A 15,809-nucleotide genomic window follows, 5' to 3' on the forward strand; every position below is an offset into this window, starting at 1 on the left:
TCTGCGATATCTTTATATTTCAGTTGGTGTGTATATCCGGCTTCCTTATGGGCACTTCCGGTCCGGCAGGTCACACTTACTTCCTTCCTGCTGCTTTCGTCTACTTCGTATCCTTTGTTTAAGCTTTCATCCAGATACTCTACATAAACATTTATGTTTACCTGCTCATTCTTTACTGTCTTCACATAGACTGCATACAGTTTCAGTTCCGGGGTTGTGGCTTTCAGGCTCGGACCTTTTGTCGTATTATAATCGATCGCTGTCGCATTCGGTGTCGTGGACCAGCCGATGAACTCATAGCCCTCTTTCTTCTCTGCTCCCGCATAGGCACTGAAAGAGCAGCTCTCCTCTGTGCTTACCTTACTGTCAGTCTTCAGTTCCTGGCTTCCGTCTGCATTATAGTAAGTTACTTTGTAGGTCGTTCCCTGTTTTTCCCATACCGCATAGAGTTTCACGACTTTTTCATATTTACTGCTATCTGTTTCCGTAACTGTGATTTTATCACCTGCTTTATAAATGACAGATGAAGACCCCTTTTCTGTTACCCATCCTTTAAAAGTATATCCTTCCCTGACAGGCACATAAGCATCAAATGTCCAGGAAGAACCATCAAGTACTATTTTTTCCTCTGACCACAGGTCACTTCCATCGCTGTCAAGATAAATCATTTTGTAGTCAACAGAATACTCATCATCCCAATCATCAGAAATCACTGTTGACTCGTCTTCTGCAATTTTCGGCGCTGCAGCTTTTTTTGTTGCGGTTGTTGTAACAGCCGCTGTCTCGGTCTGTTCCATCTCTGTTTCCACAATTGCTGTTTCGACTGTTGCTTCGGTGTCTTCTTCCATTGCGGTTTCCGTCTGTACCGTCTCAGCCTGTTCCGTTTCTGTTTCCACGGCTTCTGTTTCGACTGTTGCTTCGGTAGCATCCTCCGTCTGTACCGTCTCCTTTTCCTCGATCGCAGCTTCTGTTGTCACCTCTGTTGCTGGTTCAGATGCCATAGATGCAATACTTGTGGGCATTACCATGCTGGCTGAGAGAATAACTGCCATACATTTTTTCAGGTATTTCTTGTTGTACATTCGTACTTTCTCCTTTCTTTTGAAGTTAGTGTTCTCTAACTTCCAATTAAAAAATACTATACTCATATGGAAAAGAGCTGTCAATGAAACTGCTGATACATTTTTTCATCAATCATCTGTTGATATTTTTTCACATTTTTCCATCACATTTCCTCTGGAATAAAAATGTTAAATTTTCACGAATCTTTATCCATAGATTGAAATTCCTGTTTTTTTTCAGTATAATGGCATTAATACGGGCTTATATTAAAGCTCCTGTGAGAGCATAATCTCAACCATCTAAAGGAGGAATTATATTATGGCAACATGGAAAAATCTTGACACACTTGATTCTTTTGGCGAACTGAAAGAGCTTAAGAATCACGTAGACATTGCAGCAGCTTTGTCCGGTGAAGAAGGTGGCAAGCGTGTAGCTGATTATAGTACACCAATGGCAGCAGGTCTTTCTTACAACTATGCAGCCAAAGAAGTAGACGAAACCGTTTTAGCCGCACTTGCGAAGCTTGCTGATGAGGCACAGCTGATTGACAAATTCCAGGAATTATTCAATGGTGCAGTGATCAACACCGGTGAGAACCGTATGGTCCTTCATCACCTTGCACGTAAGCAGCTTGGTAACCCGGTTGTTGTAGATGGTGTAGACAAACGTGAATTCTACGTTGCCCAGCAGAAGAAAGCAGCAGATTTCGCAAATAAGGTTCATGCTGGTGAGATCACCAACGAAGCCGGCGAAAAATTCACCACAGTTGTACAGATTGGTATCGGCGGAAGTGACCTTGGTCCCCGTGCTCTTTACATCGCACTGGAGAACTGGGCGAAAGCCAATAACACTTTCAAAATGGAAGCGAAATTCATCAGCAACGTTGACCCGGATGATGCAGCTGCAGTCCTTGCTTCTGTAGACCTTGCGCACTCCTTATTCATCGTTGTATCCAAATCCGGTACAACCCTTGAAACCCTGACCAACGAAGCCTTTGTAAAAGATGCTCTCACAAAGGCTGGCCTGAATCCTTCCAGACATATGCTTGCTGTAACCAGCGAGACTTCTCCTCTTGCCAAGAGCGAAGATTACCTTACCGCTATTTTCATGGATGACTATATCGGCGGCCGTTACTCTTCTGTTTCCGGTGTAGGCGGAGCGATCCTGTCTCTTGCGTTCGGACCGGAAGTATTTGCTCAGCTTCTTGACGGCGCTGCTGCTGAGGATCAGCTTGCAACAAACCGCGACCTTAAGAAGAACCCGGATATGCTGGATGCTCTTATCGGTTTATATGAGAGAAACGTACAGGGATATCCTTCCACAGCTGTTCTTCCATATTCACAGGCATTAAGCCGTTTCCCGGCACATCTTCAGCAGTGTGATATGGAATCCAATGGTAAAACAGTCAACCGTTTCGGTGAGCCGGTTAACTATGTGACAGGTCCTGTTATCTTCGGTGAGCCAGGAACCAACGGACAGCATTCCTTCTACCAGTTATTACATCAGGGCTCTGATATTATCCCTCTTCAGTTCATCGGCTTCAGAAACAGCCAGCTCGGAGTAGATGTTGATATTGAGAACAGCACCAGCCAGCAGAAGCTCTGCGCTAACGTTGCAGCTCAGATTGTGGCATTTGCATGCGGTAAAGAGGATGAGAACCTGAACAAGAACTTCAAGGGGAAACGTCCATCCAGCATTATTATTGGTGAGCAGCTTACCCCGGCTTCCCTTGGTGCATTACTTGCTCACTTCGAGAACAAGATCATGTTCCAGGGCTTCCTCTGGAATCTGAACAGTTTCGACCAGGAAGGTGTTCAGCTTGGTAAAGTTCTCGCAAAACGTGTGCTTGCGCACGATACGGACGGCGCCCTTAAAGTATTCAGTGACCTTCTGAACATCTGATCATCAGCCATAAACGAGGGGGCAGAAACATCTGCCCTTAACACTAAAAGGTGCTGTCGGGAAATAGACAGTTCTAAGAGATGGAGGGTGTGACTCATACCGAGTCACACCCTCCATCTTTCTCTTGTTTTCTTCTGCGGAGCTCTTCTACGGCTTCCCGTACTGCTGCTTCTTCCTCTTCCCGGCTGATTTTTTTCGCCAGTCTTACCGTATGGATCAGGTTGCTGAGAAGGATTACAGACAACGGAACAAGGATCACAGGGATAAAGATCAGGGGATTGGCTGCCAGGCGGGAAAGCTTTCCCAGGATCAGGCTGGAGCAGATCACTTTCCCTAGCAGATACTCCGACTGCACCTCATAGGTATCCGCCACATTGTTGGCGTCTCCTTTGGTCTTATAGATGTAACCATCTCCCTCTTTTTCCACGGATACAATCCGGTGGGTATTGACTGCACCGTCCAGCGCCGGATCCATGGAATAAAAAGAGATCACATCGCCTTCCCGGAGCCTCTCAGGCTCTGTTTTTTTCACTAAAAGCAGTGTATCCACATCATAGGTGGGAGCCATGCTTCCCGTCGTCACCCTAAGAACCGTATACCCCAGTACAGAAGGGGCTTTTCCCGGCTTTGTCATCAGAACGATACAAAGAACGGCTACCGCCGCTGCAATGATGGCTATCGATAAAAAATCGATCAGAACAAGGATTCCTTTTTTTATCATGATCCGCCCTCTTTCGAATGTTTCCGGTCACGGTGTTCTTTTAAAGAGTTCACAAGATAGCGGGAAAGACGGTTGGAAGCAAGAGTCTTTTCCATCTTCTTCAACTGTGCTTCCAGTCCGGCTTTTTCCTCCTCCAGTTCTTTCAGCTGACTCTTGGCCGTCCTGGCCTCGTTTCTTGCTTTCGCAATTGCTGAATCTGCTTCCCGGCGGAGCTTTTCCATAGCCTGTCCGGACTCCCTTCGAACCTTCTCCAGCGCCGCATCCGCCTCCCTGCGTGCCTTCTCAGCCTGAGACTGGGCAGATTTTTTCGCGGCGGCCTGTGCGGCAGCCAGCTCGGCGGCAGCTTTCTCACGGGCTTCCTGTGCGGCCTTCTGTACAGCCTCGAGCTCCTGCTGTGCTTTGTCACGGGTGGCTTTGATCTCCTGTGCCGCACCTTGTCTTGCGGCGGCCGCAGCCTCTTCTGCCTCTTTCTTCGCCGCTTCCACTTCTTCTTTTGCTTCCTGGCGGATGATGATCAGGTTTTCTTCTGCCTCTTTTGCCTGCTCCTTCGCCTGCCGGGTCTCCTCACCGGCGGCTGCAAGGGCCGCCTGGCTCTCGTCCAGCTGCTGCCTAAGCAGATCAAGCTGCATGTTTGCATCCACCAGCTGCTCCTCCAGATATTCCATCTGGTCGTTCAGGCTGTCCACCTGACCGTTCAGATCAGAAACGGTCCGTTCCAGTTCCTCTCTCTGCCCGATCTCCTTCTGAAGCTTCTCCTCCGCCTCGATCTGAGCCTGCGTCACTTCCTCCACAAAGACCTTCCGGATCTCCACGTCAGGAATATCGCGGTCTTCCACAATCTCCTCTTTGATCTCTTTGATGAATTTCGGTTTCACCGGCTCCCGGTGTTCCTCCGCGATCTCATGCATGCTTCTTGGATCCGATTCCAGAAGACTTTTGAACACCGTATAGTTGGTGATGAGGTTTATATACATCTGTAAGAGATATTCTTCATCGAATTCCAGGGCTGAATCCTGTTCTTCAATGGTATAACCCACCTCATCATAGCTCTCGATGAACTGCCACAGCTTGTAGCAGGCGCGGTAGCTGGGATCCTTCATCATCAGGTTGGTTCTCTGGATCGGGCTTTGCACTCTGGCACAGCCGGCCATGAGTTCACAAAAGGAACTGTTTCTTAAATCCCGTACCAGCCGGCGCAGGCGGTCGATCCGTTTGAAGACTTCCATATGGTCACTGTCATTTTCCGCATAGCTCTGACGGTTTTTGATGGTCATCTCTACTTTATAAGAAATTTCCTCATACGCATCGTCCACCTTGCTTTCCATGCTCATCGTGTTGCAGATCTCATCACCGGCAGACCAGAAGATCACATCCGTCCGTTTATCTACGAAGGTAAACAGCCGCTGGATCAGATGATACACAAACCGGTTTTCGTAAAGATCAAAGCTCTCTTCTGTGGACACGTTCAGGATCCGGGTGGGCTGGATCTCTCCGTTTTCATCGCTGGCGATAAACTGGGTGTTCATGCTCAGATGGCGCACACTGTCTGCCGTGATCTTTCTGGCCAGAGCCACAGGCACCACCTCTTCCTTTGTGGTTACAAAACGCCGCGGCTTGTCGATGATGTTGAAAATGGCATCGATCCCTTCCTCGATCGTTCCGATCCAGCGTTCATCCACTACTTTGTGGAGAATCCGGTTCTTCTGCTGCAGCGTATTCTCACCGGCCTGCACCATTTCAAACAGATACTGAAAGTACCGGTCGCTTTCCAGGCTCTCTCCGATGCCTTCCGCATATTTCAAATATAAATCGTTGATCGTCTCTGACATTTTTTATCCTCTCTTTGGGACAACCTGATTCTACCCGCTCTGGATCAGTACAGCTGCTGGATTCGTTCCAGGTAGGCTTTGCTGTCGGGCATTCCATTTTTTCCAAAGGTTTTGTCCATGTAATCGATCAGTCCTGTGATCTCATCCCGGACAAAGCTTACATTCATACTTTCAAATTTTTTCAGCACTTTTCTGGCAATGATATAGTCCATGCCGCCAAGCTCGGTTCCACCACAGGCCACATAAACCGGAATGAAGTCATAGAGCTGCTTCATGATACGATTTCCAAAGGAAAGCTTGAAACGGGTAGCAAGATAGCTGTCCAGCCTTGTCATTTTCTCTATCATTTCATCGCTGACCGGATGCTCTTCCCGTGCACGGACGAAAAGCTCCTGCAGATATCCTGCACGGATATAGCAGGGTTCATGAAGCTCACATTCAAAAGCATCGGCACGGTCGTTCAGTTCGATGGGCATGGCACGGTCATAAACCTTGTCTGTGATGGTAAAGGTAGAGTCATCGTTGTTGGCTGTTCCGATAAACCAGGTCGTATCGGTCACATGGATCTTTCCGCCCTCCATCAGCTTCGGATCTCCTGCCCAGGCTGTTGGCACCAGATCCAGCACCCATTCCTCTTTCGAAGGCATCTCCAGCACAGACAGCATCTCTGCAAAGTAATACTCAATACGTGCCAGGTTCATCTCATCCAGCACGATCAGTGTCGGATCCTGACGGTATCCCGCCTCATAAAGAGCTCTCAAAAACTCCGTTTCATTGAACCGTTTGGAAAACTCATTAAAATAACCAAGAAGCTCCGTCCGGTCACGGAAGGACGGCTGAACGGAAACCATTGTCGCCGGATTGCCCATATAGCGGCTGATAGAATACGGCAGGCTGGTCTTACCGGTACCGGAAATACCTTCCAGGATCAGGATCTTACTGGAAGCCATGCCGGCAATAAAACGCCGGATGATCTCCGGAGTGTAATAAAGGTGCAGCTGACTGGCGGCAAAAAGCCGGTAGCCCTCTGCAAAGCCTTCCAGAGAAATCTCATTGTCGTAAGCCGGATACTGGAATACCGCATAACGGGCATCCACCAATGCCAGCTTCGGAAAGCGGATGACCTTCTTCTTCTCGTCTGCTTCCGCTTTGGCTTTGGCATTTTCCACTGCCTCGACCGCCGCTGCCGCTGTCTCACCAAGGGCTGCAGAGGCCGCTGCTGCGGCCAGAGAGCCGTCTCCGCCGATCACAGTCACATTGCCGGGGATCACATTACCTGCTGCAGAGCTGGCTGATGCCGCGCCTGCCTCAGCCACACTGCCGTCTGCTCTCTTTGCCGTCACATTTCCAACGGTGGGAAGCACATCATCCGTCAGTGCAGAAGCTCCCACATAGGGAATCCGCTCTGTGCCGCCCATAGCATTGACCTTCAGCGCCAGGATCCTGTTTTTCTCATCCATCAGAGACAGGACCTGCTTGTTCAGACGGCCGATCTCTTTATAGAGAACGGCATTATCCACCTGATCCGCCTTCAGCTGGTGCTTCAGGATCAGGTGACGGATAAGGATGACAAGGATCAGCACAGGAATCGCGATCAAAAGCAGCATCAGCAGTACTGACAGCACTTTCCCTATGATATCCAGGGTTTTAAAATACGTAAAAAAAATCGTGAAATACTCTGCCCAGCCTGTGATAAAAAGCTTCACAAAGGCAGCCAGCCAGGCCACCAGGTTGTACACCACCTGAGACAATACTTCAAAGGCAAACTTTAAAAATCCGCTCACGCCTGCTTATCCTCCCCATTTTCTTTCTTTGCCCTGGCAAGCTCTTCCTCTGCTTTGGCACGGATGGCTTCCGCCTCCTCACGCAGCCTTCTGGCTTCCTCCAGAGCCGCTTTTGCTGCCTCGGCATCCTGCTGCGGCTGACTGCCGGCTGCGACCTTCTGCCGCTCCAGCTCCTGCTCTCTGGCCGTCTCCACCGCAATGGCTTTTTTCAGACGGATACTGATCATGATCAGATGATAGATCTGATAGATAAAGAAGAGAAGCATCGGAAGTACGATCACAAGCAGGAAACCGGTGCTTCCGGAAAGGAAATCCATGACGGTTCCAAGCTTCTGTACTTTTCCCACATATTTTCCGACGATATCACCATCCGAGATCACATGGGTATCTGCGATCCCGTTATTGTTATCACCCAGCGTAGTATAGCTTCTGGCTCCGCCCTGTTCAACGATAGACTGGATCCGGTGAGTGTTCAATGCGTATTCATTATTGATGATTGTATGGAAACAGATGATATCTCCCTCTTTCAGCGTGGAGGTATCACACTTTTTGATCAGGATCAGATCTCCTTTTTCAAAGGTCGGTGCCATGGAATCTGACTGCACGGCCATAGGCGTATAACCGAAAAGATCTGCCACATTCTGGTTGTCCCTGGTTGCCATGGTCGTAAAGGCATACAACGCCGCCACCAGAATGACCACCCACAAAAGTACACTGACTACAACTGTTCCTGCTTTCTTTAAAACTTTCATTTTCTTCTCCTTTTTATCTGCTCTTTCCACAGGCAGCTGCCTGTTTTTTCTGCTCTGTTTTCCCGGGAAAAGTGAAACTTATTCCGACTCTTTCTCCGTACTGCTTTCTGTCGTTTCGCCGGTAAACCGAAGACGGATCGAATAATCCGCCGCTCTCAGTTCATCCGTACAGGCCGGATCGCTTCCTTCCATCCAGACATGCACCAGAACCGCCTGATCCTTTCCCTCCAAAAGAGAAAACAGGGCATTTCTCTCTGTCAGCTGCATGGCCGCCGCACCCGGAAGACCGAAAACACTGGCTCCACGAACTGCTTCCCTATCATCTCCCATTCCCGGATCATAGACCCAGGTCTGGCCGTCCACGGAAAAACTGATCCGCATGGACTCCGGAAGGCCGGCCGTTTCCGACAATACGGCCGTTCCATCCCCTGCCCCGCTTTCACTGTCTGCGCTGGTCAGATGGACCAGCATATCTTTTTCTGCCATAAAATGCAGCGTAAAGGTGAGATACGCACCACTGGTATCAGAGACCACCGCTCCGTTTTCGTAAGTGAAGACCTCCTCATCAGCTGTCGTCACCGGCTCCAGAGGCGTATCTTTCATGGAAAATCCCCGTTCCTTCTGTATGCGTGCCGCAATGTCTTCAAAGGATAAGGTCTTTACGTATTCTTCCATAGTCCCATGAGGATCCAGGTCGATCCGAAGATCTGGATCTCCTGTGACATTCATTCCCATGGTATTGACTTTTGTTTTGTCTGCAATGGAAAACCAGGCCACCGTAGCCGCCGTCACTGCCACCAGAGCCAGCAGAACCAGAAGAAGCGAGGTGTATACACGGGTCCGGCGCAGCTTCCGCTCCTTTTTTTCTTTTTCTCTCATCGGCTGCCCTCCTCTGATAAGACGCCATAAAACGCCAGATGAATGTCCGCTCCGTCATAGCTCACGCTGTCAGAGCAGTCCGGATCACAGCCCTCCAGATAAAAGTATACATCCAAAGGATAGATCACCCCGAGTTCCATCGTAAAGAGCGGCTGCTCCGGCAGGTTCAATCCATCAGAGGTAAAGGCTGCCGTATAATCGGTCACCGGTACGCTCGGATCTGCTGCCGGTAAAACCCCCGTCCCGGTCCAGCTTAAAACCTGATCTTTTCCGAGTGTCCTGCCATCGATCACCGTATTATATACCTGTTCCGAAGCCGGACTTTCCGTCTCTGTAAAACGTAAGATCCTGGCAGAAGCCGGATCTTCATCAAAGACCAGCCCCAGCCTTGAAGCACTGAGAAGCTGTCCATCGGCTGCCTCTCCCAGAACTCCATCCGACTGATCCAGATAAAGTTCCAGCCTGCTTCCGGAAGGAAAGCCTTCTCCTGCCGCCCGCAGATAGATCCTGCCGTGATAATAGTACCTCTCGCTGTCCAGCTTTTCAAAATGGACCGCCTGATCATCCACGGTTGACGGACTGTATACAAAGTTCACCAGATCTGCAGTGGAAACCGGCAGAAGCTTTGATGCGTCTGCCTCATTGACCTGCGTGATCGGCGCATTGCTCTGATTTCGAAAAGCGCTGCCGCCACTGCTGCTGACTTCCAGTGTCAAAGACTCTGTCCCGGTCCGGGCAGATGCCGTACTGGTTGAAACCTGCCTGTTTGTGGTAAACCAGGCATACGTTGCAGAAGTCAGGGCTGTCACTGCCGCCACTGCCGTGAGGATCTGAAACCCCGTTTTCCATACGTGTCTCATGACTGCCCCCCTTTCTTCTCTGCTTCCGCACTCACGCCGGCAAAGGCCAGGGCAAATGCAGAGCTTCGATTCTGTACCGGATTCGAACAGTGATCGTCACAGCCCTCCAGATACAGCCAGTATTCCACGGCTGCCACCTCGTCTGCTCCCAGAGAACAAAGGCGTTTGCTTCCTGCCTCGTAGCTTCCGTCTTCCGCTCCGTCCACTGCAAAAAATCCTGCGATCTCCTGTGCGGGATCGGCGGTATAAACCGCCTGACCATCCCCGTTTACAGAAGAAACCACGGTGTCTGCCCCCGGAACGGTCCGCACGGCCTCGGCTCCGGCTGTTGCCCCCATATCATCCAGTTTCAATAGATAAGTCATCGAACCGGAGCCTGTCGTGATCTTCAGTCCCAGCCGCATGGCAGCCAGTGCCTGCGCATCCGTTCCAAGCTTCAGTTCGTTTCTGTCAAAATAAACGTCACAGGGCGCATAGCGGCACTGCAGGTACACGGTGCCGTGGAGCACATTTTGGTCCACCTCTGCCGACAAATCCCTGTAACGGACTGCGATCCCTTCATGGTCCTGAGCAGTCGCCTGATAAAAAGAAGTCAGATCCGCTGTAGAAAGCGGTTTTAAGCTTTCCGGATCTCCGGATAAGCGCAATTCACAGCTTTTGTCAAAAGGCCCGCTCTCACTGTTTGAGATCAGAAGAACGGTATCGCCTTCACTGACGGTTCCGCCTGTCGGCGTCACGTTCACAGAAGAGCGGCCGTTGAGTGTAAACCAGGCATACGTCGTTCCGCTCACCACTGCCAGAAGCAGCAAAACCCAGAAAAACGTAAGATAAAAAGAATGCTTCAGTTTTTTTGTTTCCTCACTCACAGTTCCCGCTCCTCTCTTATTTTTTTCCTGCGCCGGCAAAAGAAACTGCCAGGTTTTTCAACGTCTGGTCTGCAAGATTGGAGGTACAGTCTTCATCGCAGCCCTCCAGCCAGATATAAAGTTCGATTTCCACAGGCTCCCCGTTTTTCCCGTCGGCACTTCCCGAAACGGTGCAGAGCTTCAGCGAGCCGTCTTTCAGGGTCACTGCTCCGGTATTGTTGTCATACTCACAGAACACCTCCGAGGTGTAAGGTGTAAAACGGACCGTACTGCCGTCCTTTTTGGCGGCATCCAGAACATACCCTTCCCTGCCTGTTGCCGTGTTGTACTCTGCTTCCGGATTTTTCCTGTTACTGATGGCAAAAATATATTCTCCGGAAACTTTGCCGTTCTTTCCGGCTTCATGAACGACCAGGCCCAGACGGATGGCAGAGGAGATCGGATTTTTCTCGCTGCTGTCCTCAAAACCGATATTGGAAAGATAAATATCCGTATCCTCTCCGTTGGTCCGGAGAAAAAGACTGGTTTTATAATAATCGCTGCTGTTTCCTTTTTCAAATGTGGAAGCCACGCTTTTTGCCTGCCCGTCAGCTCCCGGGGCAAATTCGCTGACCCGTTGGAAGCCGCTCTGGATCCGGTTTGTGGATACCGGCCGCAGTCTTCCGGTGAAGCTGTCCAGAACAGCAGCGGAACCATAGCTTCCGTCATAACGGTTGCTGATCTGAAGACTGGCTCCTGCTCCTGCTGCCATCCGCACATTCGTTGTGCGACTGCCGGTGTTGTATATGTACCAGGCATACGTTGCAGAAACAACGGCCAGAGTCGTGATCAGAAGAGCGGCCAGGGCAGCAGTGAGTCTTCGTTTTAACCCCCGGCTGCCACAGTTCTGCTCCTTGGATCCTTCCCGTGCGGGATATTCCATGCAGGCTTCACCTCCTTTTTCCTGTTCTTTCATATGATGTTGGGGGCAAAAGGTCTTTTGCCCCCAACTGATGCTTACGAATTGCTCCGCTGTGAAGCAGCTCTCGCAATTCTACAAACATTCGAAATCCGCTGATTTACTGCGTAAATCGCTACTTTCTCATGTTTGGCGGATCCCAAGTTCAAAAGCCTTATCATGCAAGCATGAACGGCTTTTTGAACTTTTGACCCTAGCATCTTCATATAAAGCAGTAAAGTGGACATCCGCAGTCCCTTCGCTGCTGCGTCCAAAAAGGGATTTCGGATACAGCTTTTCCGCTTTTTATCGAAATCCCCAAAAATCCTTACTTTATTCTCAGTTCAGACTGATCAGAAACTGATATGTGATCCCTGCCTGCAGTTCAAACGCTTTTTCCGCGCAGACAGCTTCACCACCCTCTGAAGCGTAATACATCTTTTTTATGAGCCTGTCACTGTTCATCGCATAACGACCGGTGATCTCCGGCGTTGACCGGACCACAGCCCATTTCTTTTTCCCTTCCAGTATGACCGTCGTCATTTCTTCCGTCTTTATCTCAGCCGGTGTTTTTATCCCGATGTCAATACTGCTGCTATCTTCAAATTCCTTACCGTTTTCCAGCTCTTTTACCACGGCATGATATGTTCTGTGAACGCTTCCATCCGCATTGCTCACGTCCTCATAGTCCACCGATACGTCACAAGCTTCCTCTGTTTCATCCGGCAAGGACGTAGAGCCATCTGAATAGACCAGAACAACGGAATAAACATCCAGCTCGTTCAACTGCTCCAGAAAAGTGACCGGAACACTCTCCAGATCCTGATCCACCTTCAGACTCACGGATGTGAGAGTCCGCTCCGTTTCTGTGACGCTCTCACTCTCCGGCTCTGAAGCAGTTTCGCTTTCTGTTTCTGCTTCTGTGACGCTCTCACTCTCCGGCTCTGAAGCAGTTTCACTTTCTGTTTCCGGCTCCGGATCGATCACAATGATATCCGATCCTTCTCCTGAGCCTTCTGTTTCCTGCATCTGCCCGGCCGTACACGTTACGGTGCAGCCAAGCCCTGCATAAGCCTCCGCATGAGAGATCACAAGAACATAATCAGAAAAGGCGTTCAGACTCAGTGAAAGAAGCTTTCCGTTTTCCTGGAACTCCAGGACATCGGAGACAGGTTCCGTATCTGCCGTCCCGTTTTTTTCTGCATCAAAACGATACAGCACGACATCCTCTTCTTTCAGGTTCTGATTGAAAAGCAGCGTCTCCGTCATTTCCTGATCACTTTTTATATGAAGCAGATAAAGACCACTGTAAGCATTCAGAAAAAGCGGCGTTTTCTCTTCCTGAAGCGGTAAAAATGCAGAAACCGGCAGAACCACACTTTTTCCCGGAAGTGTGATCTCCGTCTGGATCTCCTCTGTTTCCTGGTTTTCCGTCTCCGGCACTTCTGTCGGCTCCGTACCTTCCGTTTCCCGGACATCCGGTACAATCACAACCTCCGGATCCGTTTCTGTTTCCGCAGTTTCGGAAGCCTTCTCTGTTGTCTGCTGTTCAGCTGTTTCTGGTGTTTCCGTAACTTCTGTTTCCTCCGGCACGGTACTGCCGGCTTCTTCACTCGATGTTTCTGCTGTCTGTGGAGCTTCTGTCTCCTCCGGCACGATCGTAATCAGTTCTTCTCCTGACGCTTCCTCTGCCAATACGTTCTGATCTGCAGCCGTATGGATCACACCCATCATAAAGCTGGCAGATAAAAAAAACGTACCGATCCGAAAAACCAACCTGTTTTTCATCTTTTTTATTCTCTCCTGACTCTCTTAACTGTCGATGATAATATCATTTTTTTGCCTTTTTTACAAGAAACTTTTCAACAAAAAAGCAGGAATGCAGCCATAGACTGTTCTTCCTGCTTTTTCTGAAAATCATCTGTTCCTGTTCGTTCCGATACCTTATTTCTCCGGATCGATGATGATCTTTCGGATCACCGGCATCCGGAGCGGTTTGTTCCAGGTGTCTGGACCTGAGGTCGGAAGCTCTGCGATGGCATCCAGCACTTCAAAGCCGGAAACCAGCTGTCCAAAAGCGGCATATCTTCCATTCAGCTTTTCCGCATCCTGATGGACCACAAAAAACTGTGTTCCGGCCGTATCATACCCGTCATCACGCGCCATGGAGATGGCACCGCGGATATGGCGGACCGGATTCGGGATCCCGTTTTCCTCAAACTCTCCTTTGATGTGCCAGTCACTGTCTGTCATGATGTCATTGTCCGGAGAACCTCCCTGGATCACATACCCTTTCACGATCCTGCACCATGCAAGCCCGTCATAGAAACCGCTTTGTACGGTTTCCACAAAATTCTTTACTGTAATCGGAGCCAGTTCCGGGTAAAGGTCAAAAACCATATCCCCGAATCCCTCCGTCATGATCGTACAGCGCATAGTACCTCCTGTCAGTGTGCAAGAACCTGAGCGTTCTTAAAGTAGATATTGGAAGAGGATGTCATATACACACCCTGTACATAGTCCTTCAGAAGATAGCTGTTGGACTTGTAGTAAAGCGGCAGTACCGGATACTCGTTGGAAGCGATCTCGTCTGCCTGCATTACCAGCTCTGAGAATTTCGCCGGATCCTTTTCCACCTTGATCTGATCTACTACTGCATCATAATCCGTATTGCTGTAGAAGACATTGTTGGATACATCATCGGTGTAGAGCAACGGCAGGAAACTCATCGGATTGACATAATCAGCACTCCAGCCCATTGCTGCCACATCATAATCGCCGGCCTGTACCGCATCATAGAAGACTGCCCAGTCTGCGGAGGTTACTTCCACCTGGATACCCAGATTGTTCTCCCACATCTCTGCGATCGCTTCTGCGATCTTCTTTACATTGTCATCAGAATAGAAAGAAAGCTGTACGGTCGGAAGACCTTCTCCGTTCGGATAACCGGCTTCCTCAAGGGCAGCCTTTGCACCCTCCACATCTGCGGTGGAAGACAGACCATAATCAGAACGTCCTTCTGTGATATCTTTTCCGTCAACCACATAGCCGGGAGCCAGGAAGCTGTAAGCCGGCTGTGCTTCTACCTGAGCAACATTGTTGATCAGAGCCTCTCTGTCAATGGCAAGGCAGAGTGCCTTACGTACCAGCGGATTGTTGAAGGGCTCTTTGGCACAGTTGATATCATAGTATACCGTACCATAGCTTGTTTCGACCTTAACACCTGCGTTTTCTGCTTTCAGACGTGCATAATCACTGGAAGGGATGGATCTGACACCATCTACCTCTCCGCTCTCATAAGCTGTCAGTGCTGTGGAGGTATCCAGGATATAACGGTAATTGATCTTCTGAAGAGTGACATTTTCTGCGTCCCAGTAGTTCTCATTTTTCTCAAGAACCACATTTTCACCCATGTTCATCTCTGTGATCTTGAACGGGCCGTTGCAGACATAAGTGTCTGCCTGGTTGCTCCATTTATCACCGTTTGCCTCGATGGTGGCTTCCTGTACCGGATCGTATACCCACATGCTTACCAGATCTACGAAATACGGGCAGGGAGCTTTCAGGTCAAATTCCAGAGTGGTGTCATCCAGTGCTTTGATTCCGACTTCTTCTGCAGATACGGTGCCGTCATAATATTCCTGTGCATTTACCACATAATCGGAAATCATGTTTACATACTGTGCCGTTGTCTCCGGAGTCAGGACACGAAGTGCGGAATAAACATAATCCTGAGCGGTATGAGCGCTTCCATCGCTCCACTTCAGGCCATCTCTTAAATGGAAAGTATAAACGGTCAGATCATCATTGACATCCCAGGATTCAGCTTCACCCGGAACGATCTCGCCTGCTTCGTCATAGGTTACAAGACCTTCAAAGCAGTTGATCAGAAACGGAGTGGCAAAGGAGTTATTTGTCACATTGGGGTCAATGCCGTCCGGCTGGTTATTCAGTACAAAGGTAAGCTCCTGTGCATCTGCCAGCTCTGCTGCTTCTGCATCCCCGGTTTCATTTTCTTCCGATGTAGCCTGCTCCAGGTCATCGATCGTTGTTGCGTTTGCGACACCCGGAAATGCACTTGCGATGATCATTCCGACTGCCAGAAGAAAGCTCAGTCTTTTTTTCATATTCTCTCCTCCTTGTAGAATTGGCAGCGTACCGTGGATTTTATCCCGGTGCCTGCAGTTTTTTGTCTGGCGCAAATATGCGCCTGTCTA

Annotated in this window: 13 protein-coding genes; 1 reads left to right on the forward strand and 12 read right to left on the reverse strand. The window is 49.5% G+C overall.

The window, feature by feature from the left end; translation table 11 throughout:
* The coding region (locus DXA57_RS13075; RefSeq protein WP_199612738.1) for an InlB B-repeat-containing protein at positions 1-1,082 on the reverse strand (1,082 nt) is incomplete at its 3' end.
* A 298-nt stretch (positions 1,083-1,380) separates the two neighbouring features.
* Here DXA57_RS13075 and DXA57_RS13080 point away from each other — a divergent pair.
* The gene (locus DXA57_RS13080; RefSeq protein ID WP_117767777.1) at positions 1,381-2,964 is read left to right on the forward strand and encodes a glucose-6-phosphate isomerase; all 1,584 of its coding nucleotides are present in this window, start codon (positions 1,381-1,383) and stop codon (positions 2,962-2,964) included.
* A gap of 94 nt (positions 2,965-3,058) precedes the next feature.
* Here DXA57_RS13080 and DXA57_RS13085 read toward each other — a convergent pair whose 3' ends face one another.
* The 11 genes from DXA57_RS13085 to DXA57_RS13135 all read right to left on the reverse strand — a co-directional run bounded on the left by DXA57_RS13085 (position 3,059) and on the right by DXA57_RS13135 (position 15,719).
* A complete protein-coding gene (locus tag DXA57_RS13085) occupies positions 3,059-3,685 on the reverse strand; it encodes a signal peptidase I (protein WP_117767778.1) in 627 nt (208 codons plus the stop codon).
* Positions 3,682-5,514, reverse strand: a complete 1,833-nt coding sequence (locus tag DXA57_RS13090; protein ID WP_117767779.1) for a DUF2357 domain-containing protein — start codon at positions 5,512-5,514, stop codon at positions 3,682-3,684. Before DXA57_RS13090 ends, DXA57_RS13085 begins: the two co-directional genes overlap by 4 nt.
* A gap of 44 nt (positions 5,515-5,558) precedes the next feature.
* Positions 5,559-7,298 carry a hypothetical protein gene (locus DXA57_RS13095; RefSeq protein WP_117767780.1) on the reverse strand — a complete coding sequence of 580 codons (1,740 nt, stop codon included), beginning with the start codon at positions 7,296-7,298 and terminating at the stop codon, positions 5,559-5,561.
* On the reverse strand, positions 7,295-8,050 hold the full coding sequence (locus DXA57_RS13100; RefSeq protein ID WP_117767781.1) for a signal peptidase I: 756 nt from the start codon (positions 8,048-8,050) through the stop codon (positions 7,295-7,297). Before DXA57_RS13100 ends, DXA57_RS13095 begins: the two co-directional genes overlap by 4 nt.
* Positions 8,051-8,128: 78 nt before the next feature.
* On the reverse strand, positions 8,129-8,929 hold the full coding sequence (locus tag DXA57_RS13105) for a hypothetical protein (RefSeq protein WP_117767782.1): 801 nt from the start codon (positions 8,927-8,929) through the stop codon (positions 8,129-8,131).
* Complete coding sequence (locus DXA57_RS13110) at positions 8,926-9,789, reverse strand: hypothetical protein (protein ID WP_117767783.1); 864 nt, start codon at positions 9,787-9,789, stop codon at positions 8,926-8,928. The genes DXA57_RS13105 and DXA57_RS13110 overlap by 4 nt, the downstream gene beginning before the upstream one ends.
* Positions 9,786-10,655 (reverse strand): hypothetical protein, encoded by an 870-nt coding sequence (locus DXA57_RS13115; RefSeq protein ID WP_117767784.1) that lies wholly within the window; start codon positions 10,653-10,655, stop codon positions 9,786-9,788. The genes DXA57_RS13110 and DXA57_RS13115 overlap by 4 nt, the downstream gene beginning before the upstream one ends.
* A gap of 16 nt (positions 10,656-10,671) precedes the next feature.
* Entirely contained in the window at positions 10,672-11,577 is a 906-nt protein-coding gene (locus DXA57_RS13120) for a hypothetical protein (RefSeq protein WP_147345697.1), read from the reverse strand.
* A 354-nt stretch (positions 11,578-11,931) separates the two neighbouring features.
* Positions 11,932-13,380: a hypothetical protein gene (locus DXA57_RS13125; RefSeq protein WP_117767786.1), complete on the reverse strand. Its 1,449-nt coding sequence runs from the start codon at positions 13,378-13,380 to the stop codon at positions 11,932-11,934.
* A gap of 156 nt (positions 13,381-13,536) precedes the next feature.
* Positions 13,537-14,028 carry a peptidylprolyl isomerase gene (locus tag DXA57_RS13130; protein WP_117767787.1) on the reverse strand — a complete coding sequence of 164 codons (492 nt, stop codon included), beginning with the start codon at positions 14,026-14,028 and terminating at the stop codon, positions 13,537-13,539.
* 11 nt (positions 14,029-14,039) lie between these two features.
* On the reverse strand, positions 14,040-15,719 hold the full coding sequence (locus DXA57_RS13135) for a peptide ABC transporter substrate-binding protein (protein ID WP_117767788.1): 1,680 nt from the start codon (positions 15,717-15,719) through the stop codon (positions 14,040-14,042).
* Between the last annotated feature and the right edge of the window lie 90 nt (positions 15,720-15,809).

The organism is Blautia sp. OF03-15BH (genome assembly GCF_003463065.1).
GTDB lineage: Bacteria > Bacillota > Clostridia > Lachnospirales > Lachnospiraceae > Limivivens.